Consider the following 10,014-nt stretch of genomic DNA (forward strand, 5'->3'; position numbering starts at 1 on the left):
AGGGTACTGCTCTGGCTGCTCTGGCTTATCATGCCGAGCTTGCTGCCCTCTGCTTTTGCTATCCTAATGTCCCTGATGTAGAGACGACTCCTGATGTCCTTGGGCACCGGGCTGGACACCCGAAAGATGCCCCTCGAACATGTCGATGATCTCCAGAAACCGCTCCGCCTCCCGGAATACGTGGTCCGCCAGCAGCGGGTGAATGATGCTCTTAACCCGGCAGGCTTCGATGAGATCCCTGGCGGTCTTCTTAAAGTCGCGCAGCGACTGCACCGAGACCCGGTTCTGATCAAGAAACTGGTCCAGCAGGGGAGCCGTATACGACTGGGGCCGCATGGATTCGAGATCTCTCGCCTGGAACAGCAGCTGGTCAAAATCATGACTGAACCCCCGCGCCTGCTCCACCAGCTGCCGCTCGGAGGGATCGAGCAGGTGGCTGATAAACTTGGCATGGTCCGCCATGATCCGGAGGAAGAAAACATTCTCATGGATGATCGCATCCGGGAGAGGGTCCAGCCTTCCTTCGTTAAGCTCCGCCAGCCGGTTGCAGAAGTAGTTGGCCTCCCGGCTCGTATGATCGACCAGCAGCGGAAAATTGTTCCCTCCCGGAAGCTGGCAGCGCAGGATCAGCCCCAGCACCTTGCGCTTGAAAGCCCATATATGAGCCGCCGCACTCTGCACCTGCACATTGAACCTCTGGATGGTCTGCGGATCGACGTTTACGGGGAACGCATGAGCCTGCTGCTCAATCTGTTCGAACACGCTGTAGAAATGATTCGCTTCCTGGATCAGCTGCGTATCCTCACACCGGAAGCCCAACTTGAGAAAGAGGGAATGCTCCTTCATAATCCGTGACCAAAACCGGATCTCATCCAGCGAACGCGCAACAAAAGCCTCAGGCACCGGCACACAAAAACCTCCCGCCTATCGAATGGTTACTACCACGATATGCGGAAGGCTCGCTAATCATACGAAATCTTCGGAGCGCTTACAGGTATCCGGAGTTTCCGGAGCTTCCGTGCTTCCGGTCTTCCAGCCTTCGTTCCCCCGCCTTACATTACTCTCAGCGCCGGTCTCTTCCGAAGCGTCACACGCCGCAACCCTGCCTGCGCAGACTGCTGGTCTCTCCCACATCGGATCCCGCCGCCCCGCTTCCGCCGAATGCCGGTCCTTTACCGCACCGACTCCGCACCGCCGCCCTGGCGGTACTCTGTCGGCGTGACGCCGAAGCGCTTGCGGAACACCTGCGTGAAGTGCCGCATGTCCTGGTAGCCGATGCGCTCGGCGATGTCGGCGAGCTTCAGCGTCGGATTCTGCAGCAGCTGCTTGGCCTGCTCGAGCCGCAGGTGGATCACATACTCCTTGAACCCCTGCCCCGTCTTTTGCTTGAAGAGCTGGGAGAAGTACACCGGGTTCAGGAACACCACCGAGGCGACCTTCTCGAGCGACAGGTCGTCCTGGTAGTGGGTCTTGATGTACTGCAGCGCCACCTCGATCGCCTTGTCCCCGCCGCGGGTGTCATGGTCATACACCTGCGTGGCCGAAGCCTGCCGCATCCGCTGCACCTCTGCCGGCACGGCTTCGAAGTCGCTCAGCAGGCCGGTATGCATCACCTGGAACGGCACCCGCAGGTACGTCTTCAGGTGCGACTTCAGGTCGGCGATGAGCGATTCGACTCGCCCTCCTTCGGCGAGCGTCACCAGGCCGATCAGGCTCTGGCTGTCATAGGAGGCGACGAACCCGTGCCCGCTGCCTTCGATGAGCTCGGTGAGCACATTTTCAATAATGTAGTGCTCGAGATTGACCTTCCGGTCGCTGTCCATCTTCACCATCACGAGATGAAAATGCGGATGGCTGTCGATCACCGACAGCATGTCGATCCGCCCGATGTCGAGACCGGAGGCCCAGCGCTGGAACACCGCTTCGCGCAGGTACTTCAGCGAGCACTTCAAGAGCTCCGCCTCCTCCGACACCTGCGTCTCCTGCTCGAACTCGCCGCTGATCTTGCCGATGAGCTCCGCGAGCTGGTCCTTGCCGACCGGCTTCAGCAGGTAATCGCGGGCGCCGAGCCGCACCGCCTCCTGGGCATACGCGAACTCCGAATGCGCGGAGATCACAACCCACTTCACATGCGGATGGATGCCGCGCGACACGTTCATGAGCTCGAGCCCGGTCATGCCGGGCATGAGAATATCCGTCAGCACGAGCTGGATCGGCTGCGAGCGCAGCACACCGGCCGCCTCCTCCGGCGAGCTCGCCAAGTGGACCTTATGGTCCGGAAAACGGCTCTGAATCGTCCGCTTGATCCCGTCGCGGATAATGGGTTCGTCGTCTACGACGAGAATGTTCATCACGTTGTACTCCTCTCTAGCCGGCCCCCCGAATGGGCTGTACCGGTGGTGTCTGCATATACGCCTGCGACTGCGGCATGACCACCGTTACGACGGTGCCCTCGCCCGGCCGGCTGCTCACCCGCACGCCGTACGCCTCCCCGAACATGAGCACCAGCCGCCGGTGCACGTTCTGCAGGCCGATGCCGCGCCGTCCCTTGGGCCTCATCGCCCCGCTGGCAGATGCGGATGCAGGAACATCCCCCGCTGCATTCGCGTCAGCAAGAAGCTCCTTGGCGGCACTGCGCGTCTCGCCGGTCAGCGCGTCCTGCAGCCGCTGCAGCGTATCCCAGTCCATCCCCGGTCCGTTGTCCTGGACCACAATATGCAGGCTGCCGTCCGACGCTTCCGTGTACACGCGCAGCACGCCCTCGCAGTTCAGCGGCTCGAGGCCGTGCTTCACCGCATTTTCGATGATTGGCTGCAGGGTCATTTTGGGCAGACGGTAATCGAGCCAGCTCTCCTCGATATCCACATACACCGTCAGCCGGCCCTCCAGGCGGCTCTTGATGATCGTGAGATAATGCCGCATCTGGTCCCGCTCCTCACGCAGCGTCACCTCCGACGAGCCCTCCCAGTGGGAGCTGTAGCGGAACATGTGCGAGAGAGCCAGCACGACGCGCCCGAGCCGGTCGTTTTCTTTTTCATCGAGCATCCAGTAGATCATATCGAGCGTATTGTACAGGAAGTGCGGGTTGACCTGACTCTGCAGCGCCTGCAGCTGGGCGTTCTTCTCCGAGATCGACGAGAGCTTCACACGCTCAATCAGATCGTCCATACGGTGTACCATCTGGTTGAAAGACGATACCAGGATGTTGATCTCCTCGTACGATTTGACGTGGAGCAGCCCGCGGAAGTTACCCATCTCGACCTGCTTCATCTCCTGGATCAAGCGCTTCAGCGGATAGGAGATCGTACGGGATACGAAGGTAGCCAGCGCAGTTGCCACCACGATCAGGACCGAGAGCATGATGAGGATAAAATTCCGCGTCTCATCCAGCTCTACGTTCATGTCGCTGTCCGGGGTAAGGCTGAGCACGGTCCAGTCGGCCATCTCCGGCCGCCCGGCTACCGCAAGCCGCCCGTCCTTCGGATCGACCACCACGTCGCCCTCGTAGGCAGGTCTTGGGATCTCCTCCGGCACCAGCACAGGCCCACGGCTCTCCGCACCGGCCGGAATCGTCGACGCCATCACCCGCCCGCCCGGGGAGACAATATACGCCTCGGAATTCGGGCTGAGCTTCAGGTTCGAGAGCGCCGCGAGCGCCTGGTCCGCATCCGTCTCGATCAGGATGACCCCGATCGGCTTGTGCTGGGACAGATCATAGAGCTGGCGGCCGAAGGCGAACACCGGTCTCTTCTCCAATTGGTCGATGACCGAGTTCGGACTCACGCCGAACCAGCGGATCTCCCCGGTCGACTCCTGCAGCTCCTTGTACCACGCGGACTCCGCATAGTCCGGATCGATGACGCTCATCGAGTTGCCGTAGCTGTAGATCGGACCCGAGTAGGAGATGACGTGGATGCCGATCATGTCCTCCCGGGAGTAATAGATCGCCCCCAGCGTGTTCGTAATCGTCCGCTCGGTGATGAAACGCAGCGCAGGGTCCTTCGGTCCCGGCTCAGCCACCAGCCGCTGCAGGTCGAAGTTCCCCGAGATCGACTTCGACAGGCTGTCGTAGCCCCGCAGCAGCAGATCGAACAGGCCGACGGTCTGCGACACGTTCTTGCGCGCAATCTCGCTGACCTTGTCCTGCACCTGGTCGGTCGTCCGCTGGTAGAATAGAGCGCTTACGATCAGCAGCAGCGACAGCATGCTCAGCAGAAAAAGCACGAACAACCGGTTATGAATACTGTGGATGCCCCGCGCCATGCCCCCACCCTCTTTTCTCCGAATTCTGGGCTGTATACCGCCAATCATACCACAAGGACGGCCCCGTGGCACCGGAGAATCGCTGCCATCACAAACCTTGGCAGTACGAATTCCGGTAACGGTTCCGTCCCTATGAACATGAAGCCGATATGCAGCTGCTTACCCCTTCACCGCTCCCGCGACCATCCCTTTGGTGATCTTCTCGGAGAGCAGGAAGTAGATGACGATGACCGGCAGCGCACCGAGCACGAGGAACGCGCCGATGGCCCCGTAGTTGACCGAATACTGGCTGACGAAGCTGTTCACGCCGAACGGCAGGGTCTTCAGCCGCTCCGCCGAGATGAACGTCGAAGCCAGGATGTACTCATTCCAGATGTTGATGAACGTCAGGATGCAGACCGTCATGATCGGCGGCACCGAGATCGGGAGGATGATGCTCCAGAAGGTGCGGTACACATTCGCCCCGTCCATCACGGCCGACTCTTCAAGCTCATGCGGGATCGTCTTCAGGAAGCCGCTCAAGATGAACACCGCGAGCGGCGTCGAGAACGCAACATACGGCAGGATCAGGGCCAGGTGCGTGTTCAGGATGCCCATGTTCTTGAAAATAATCATCAACGGCAGCAGCGTCGACTGCAGTGGAATCATCATGCCGAGCAGGAAGATCAGCATAAGGATCTGCCCGTATTTCCACTGAAAGCGCGTGATCGCATAAGCGGCCATCGCAGCGAGCACAATGACGCTCGCCATCGTCACCGAGGTAACGAAGAAGCTGTTGAACAGATAGCGCCAGTAATTGCCCGCCTCCAGCGCATCCGTATAGTTGCTCCACTGGGCGACCTGCGGGAGGGAGAAAAAACTTCCCGAGAGAATCTCCTCGTTGGTCTTCAGCGAGTAAGTGAACAGCCAGAGCAGCGGGTACAGCTGGGTGACGACCAAGACGGAGAGAAAAATCAGCACGCCGCTTTTGACGATCCCGAAGCTGCTGCGGCGTGTGCGGACCTCCGGCCTCGGTTTTTCCATGATGGCATTCATCCCTGCACTCATATCCGAATTCTCCTTTCTACTAGGAGGCTTCATCGTAAGCGGAAGCCTCTCTCTATCGGTTCCACCTGCCTGCGGCAGGATTACGTGTATCTTGCTTCCAGCTTCTTGAAGAGGAAGTTGATGATCACGGTGGCGACGAGGCACAGGACCACGAGGAATGAAGCCAGCGCACTGCCGTAGCCATACTTCATGGACAGGAACGACATGTTGTACATCAGGGTCGCGATCACATCCGTGGCGTGAGCCGGGCCGCCGCCGGTCATGACCATGATCATGTCGAACGCCTGCAGGGAGCCGATGAACGCGAGGACAATGGAGATTTTGAAGATCGGCACGACCATCGGCAGCGTGATGTACCGGTCGGCGGTGAAGCCCTCCGCGCCGTCGATTTTGGCCGCTTCATACACTTCCGAAGGGATGTTCTGAATGCCCGTGAACTGGATCAGCACATGGTACCCCAGATACTGCCAGAGGGCCACGATATACAAGGCATACATCGCTACGCTAGGGTCGGTCAGCCACGCCTTCGTCCAGGACTCCAGGCCGGCAGCAATCAGAATCTGGTTGAGCATCCCGCCCAGCGATGCAGGGTTGTAGATCGTTTTCCAGAGCTGACCTACGATAACAACCGAGAGGATAACGGGGAGAAAATAGCTCGATACGAGGAAGTTCGGCTTGCGGACGTAGCGGTTCAGCAGAATGGCGACGAAGAGGGCCACCGGAATTTCCACCATGGAGAAGACCGCGAACATCAGGGTGCGCTTGACGGCCGGCCAGAATACCGGGTCCGCTGTGAACATCTGCACATAGTTGTCGAACCCGATGAACTTCGAAGCCCCGATCCCGTTCCAATCCAGCAGGGAGCTGTAGAACGACACGAGAATCGGCACGAAGACGAGACCGACGTAGATCAGCAGGCAGGGCAGTACGAATACGGCGATCGTACGGCCGGGTACCTTTAATACATTCATGAGGATCGCCTCCTTGTTGGGTTGTTGGGTCGGCCGCTCCGACAGGTCATACACGGCCCGATGCTTATGGAAAAAGGGACTGGCATCCGTCAGTCCCTCTCCTTACAAGAACAGAACTTTACTTATTGTTGGATTCGAACGCCGTCTGGTGCTCCTTGGCCACGTCCTTCGGATCCTTCTTCTGTACGAACAGGTTCTGGATCGACGTCAGGTGCGCCTGGGAGGTGCCTGGGTTCATCGAGTTGTCGAATGCGAGGTCGCCGCCCTTGACGCTCTTGAACAGGTTTGTGATCTCAACAGCCATATCGGAGTAGCCGGCTGCCTTGAAGTCGCCTTCTACGGATTGGGCCAGACCTACGGCACCTTTGTTCGCAAACGCCTCTTTCGGATAGTTGATCATCAGGAAGTTCAGGAAATCCTTCGTTTCTTTGAGGTGCTTGGAGTTCGCGGATACCGCGAAGCCGCTGCCCGGTGCCAGCATGTACTCGTCCGGGTTGCCCTTGCCGCCGACCGTCGGGAACTTGAACACGCCGACCTTGCCGTTGACCGAAGACGTCTCGATCCCCCCCGTCGCCCAGGAACCCATGTAGTACATCGCCGCTTTGCCCGTCTTGAACAGATTCTCGCCCGCATTGTAGTCGAAGGACGTTACGCCTTCCTGGAATGCGCCGGCCTGGATCAGGTCCTGCATCTTCGCTACCGCTTCCGTGAACGCCGGATCTTCGAACGTCTTCTTCTTCGACGCTACGTCCTTCAGGAAGCCAGGACCGCCGTTCGTACGCAGGAGGATGTTCATGAAGAGGAACGAGCCCGTCCATGTATCCTTCTCCCCGATGACCATCGGCTGGATGCCCTTGGACTTCAGCGTCTTGACGGTCTCGACCATCTCTTCGAACGTCGTCGGAACCTTCACGCCGCCCTTCTCGAACAGCTCCTTGTTGTAGTACACGACGCCGATGTTGTTGCCGTCCGGTACCGCATACGTGTTGCCATTGAAGCTGTAGTAGTCCAGGATGCCCTGCTGGAACGTGCCCTTCAGGCCGTTCTGGTCGAGCATGTCATTCAGCGGAGCGAGGAGGCCCGCCTCGACGAAAGGCTTCATCTGCTCGGCCGGGTTCACCACTGTGATGTCCGGTACTTCCTTGGAAGCAGCCTGCGTCTTCAGCTTCATCTTCTGCTGGTCCGTGTTCAGGGAGTCGAGCTCGATCTTGACGTTCGGGTTCTTCGCTTCATAGTCGGCAACGACTTTCTTCATCAATTTATTCTTCGGATCGGTTGCATCCGGCCAAATGTTCTGGAACGTAATCGTGACTTTATCTTTTTTCGCATCCTTGCCCGCATCGCCGTTTGCCGCTCCCGTGCTGCTGGCGCTTTCGCCGCCCGTGCCGCATGCTGTCAGTGAGATGGCCATCGTTCCTGCGAGTACTGCCTTCAAGGTTTTACGTGTGTTCACTTAAGTTCCCCCTCGTCTTTTATAATCGTATTATCTCGTAAGATCGCGCTTCCAACAATGCGGGAACTTTAGGAGTCAGGTTTGCTTTTTTCAGGTAGAAAAACTTCAGGTGAGGTGGAGAAAATCAAGATTCTTGCGTGCCGGATGAGGTGAAGCGCTTAGTCTGATGGAGAATTGGCGGGAGTGCTGATCCGAGGCTGCGGCATCGTCATAAGGGCTCAGCCCGGCGTGTGCTTAGGCGATGAAGGGTAAGCTGATGTGATGGGGGTGTGTAAAATAAAATGTGTAACCTCTTAAACCGGAGAAAAAATGGAAATATTGAATTCCATATAAACCAACCGGACGGGATGAACTGCATCAAAGTAAGTTTTGGACCAAGCAAGATCTACGTGCTTTTGTAAAAGAACACTATTTCACTTCCCCTGAGCATTGGAAGCTGAACTGGATACGCAGCTCGGCTATGACAGGCACGACGTGAAGAACAAACAGACCAAGAACAGCCGCAATGGCTATACCAAGAAAACGGTGACCTCTGAATACGGCGACGTGGAGATTCAAGTGCCTCGTGACCGGCTCGGAGAGTTTAACCCCGTTGTGGTCAAAAAGCATCAAACCAATGTTACCGGCATCGAAGACCAAATCATTGCCCTGTATGCCAAGGGAGTGAGTACAAGGGACATCCAGGATCACCTGGAGCATTTGTATGGTGATGAAGTCTCTCCGACGCTCATCTCCAACGTCACCAATAAAATTGTTCCCCTAATCAAGGAGTGGCAAAACAGGCCGCTGCAAAGCGTCTATACGGTTGTCTTTCTGGACGCCATTCATTTTAAAGTCAAGCAGGACGGGCATATTGTGAACAAAGCGGCCTATATGGTCATTGGTATTGACTTGGACGGGAACAAAGATGTGCTGGGCATCTGGATTGGCGAAAATGAAATGGCAAAGTTCTGGCTGAGTGTGCTAAATGAGCTTAAAAACCGTGGGGTTCAAGATATACTTATCACTTGTGTCGATAACCTGACGGGCTTTTCTCAAGCCATAGCTGCCAGCTTCCCACAAACAGAGATCCAAAAGTGTATCATTCACCAGATCCGTAACTCCATTCGCTACGTTTCCTACAAAGACGTAAAGAAGGTTACAGCAGACCTCAAGCCGATCTACAAAGCACCAACCGAGGAAGCCGCGCAGCTGGAGATGGACAAATTTGAGCAAACATGGGGCGAGAAATATCCACTTATTGTAAAGTCCTGGCGGCAGAATTGGGATGAACTTACTACATTCTTCAAATATCCGGCCGAACTGCGCAGGCTGATTTACACCACCAACATGATTGAGAGCTACCATCGGCAGCTGCGCAAAGTGACCAAAGGGAAAAGCATCTTTCCCACCGACGAATCGCTGCTGAAGGTGCTTTATCTCTCGACCATGGATGTACTGAAAAAGTGGACAGGCCGTGTACGAATTGGGGCAGATTTTGCTGCAATTGACCGTATACTACCCCGAGCGCGTCCAAGTACGCTAAAAGCAGCTTTACTTGGAGAGGTGGGCATGGTAGGCTGATCGCCGGCGCGAGGAGGCTTCAAGCCAACTCGGCCACTCGCGATATTCCATGCCCACAGAGGCTCCAAGTCAAGCTGCGGAACAACCATTAACTAGAATCGGCGTTAAAAGGTTACACAAAATTCTTGACAGACTCAAAAAAGACCACCTTACGTATAAAGAACGCAAGGTGGTCGAATTTCAACATAGTGTTACTTTAAAATTTTATTATCGTTGAAATTGACTCGTAGTATTCTTTTTGGTTATCCCTCCATAATTCTTCCACCTCTGAACCCCCAACATTTATACCTAAAAACGAAGGGTCAAAAAATATCTCTTGCTTGTTTAGTAATACTAATTTAAAAGCATCGCATACCATGCCCTCTGTGTCTTCCTTCATGTTAAATAACACGATCTCTGACACTTTATTATCTAACAAAGGATTATTAAATATAACATTACTAACTTTTGATTTTGCAGGAGTAACATCTTCGAGGTCAACCGCTATTTGAATATCATTAACCACAGCAAGTGAAATTTTCGAATACTGTTCAATTGCCTCAATCTTAATTAGTTCATCTCCAAATTCGAGAAAGAGATAATTCATACTTGCAACGAACTCAGCAAGCCCATTTTCTTCTGAATCTACAAATCCTGTTAAATAAATATTATCAAAATAGTTATTTTGTATAATGTTTTTGATTTGTCCCAACGACATATACCAACCTCACTTACATG

7 protein-coding genes and 1 pseudogene are annotated in these 10,014 nt (G+C 55.6%); 1 reads left to right on the forward strand and 7 read right to left on the reverse strand.

Going from position 1 to position 10,014, the window contains the following annotated elements:
* Positions 1-63: 63 nt before the first annotated feature.
* From ACP26L_RS31815 to ACP26L_RS31840, 6 genes are all read right to left on the reverse strand, one after another.
* Positions 64-909, reverse strand: a complete 846-nt coding sequence (locus ACP26L_RS31815) for a DUF2935 domain-containing protein (protein ID WP_426449609.1) — start codon at positions 907-909, stop codon at positions 64-66.
* Positions 910-1,172: 263 nt separating this feature from the next.
* The gene (locus ACP26L_RS31820) at positions 1,173-2,351 is read right to left on the reverse strand and encodes a response regulator transcription factor (protein WP_426449611.1); all 1,179 of its coding nucleotides are present in this window, start codon (positions 2,349-2,351) and stop codon (positions 1,173-1,175) included.
* A 16-nt stretch (positions 2,352-2,367) separates the two neighbouring features.
* A complete protein-coding gene (locus ACP26L_RS31825) occupies positions 2,368-4,263 on the reverse strand; it encodes a cache domain-containing sensor histidine kinase (RefSeq protein WP_426449613.1) in 1,896 nt (631 codons plus the stop codon).
* 159 nt (positions 4,264-4,422) lie between these two features.
* Positions 4,423-5,286, reverse strand: coding sequence for a carbohydrate ABC transporter permease (locus ACP26L_RS31830; protein ID WP_426449615.1), 864 nt, complete (start codon positions 5,284-5,286; stop codon positions 4,423-4,425).
* 104 nt (positions 5,287-5,390) lie between these two features.
* On the reverse strand, positions 5,391-6,281 hold the full coding sequence (locus ACP26L_RS31835; RefSeq protein ID WP_013920740.1) for a carbohydrate ABC transporter permease: 891 nt from the start codon (positions 6,279-6,281) through the stop codon (positions 5,391-5,393).
* 118 nt (positions 6,282-6,399) lie between these two features.
* Entirely contained in the window at positions 6,400-7,692 is a 1,293-nt protein-coding gene (locus ACP26L_RS31840; RefSeq protein WP_426455178.1) for an extracellular solute-binding protein, read from the reverse strand.
* Positions 7,693-8,086: 394 nt separating this feature from the next.
* Here ACP26L_RS31840 and ACP26L_RS31845 point away from each other — a divergent pair.
* Positions 8,087-9,259: pseudogene (locus ACP26L_RS31845) on the forward strand (IS256 family transposase).
* 234 nt (positions 9,260-9,493) lie between these two features.
* Here ACP26L_RS31845 and ACP26L_RS31850 read toward each other — a convergent pair.
* A complete protein-coding gene (locus ACP26L_RS31850) occupies positions 9,494-9,994 on the reverse strand; it encodes a hypothetical protein (protein WP_426449617.1) in 501 nt (166 codons plus the stop codon).
* Between the last annotated feature and the right edge of the window lie 20 nt (positions 9,995-10,014).

The organism is Paenibacillus sp. S-38 (assembly GCF_049942825.1).
Lineage (GTDB): Bacteria > Bacillota > Bacilli > Paenibacillales > NBRC-103111 > Paenibacillus_G.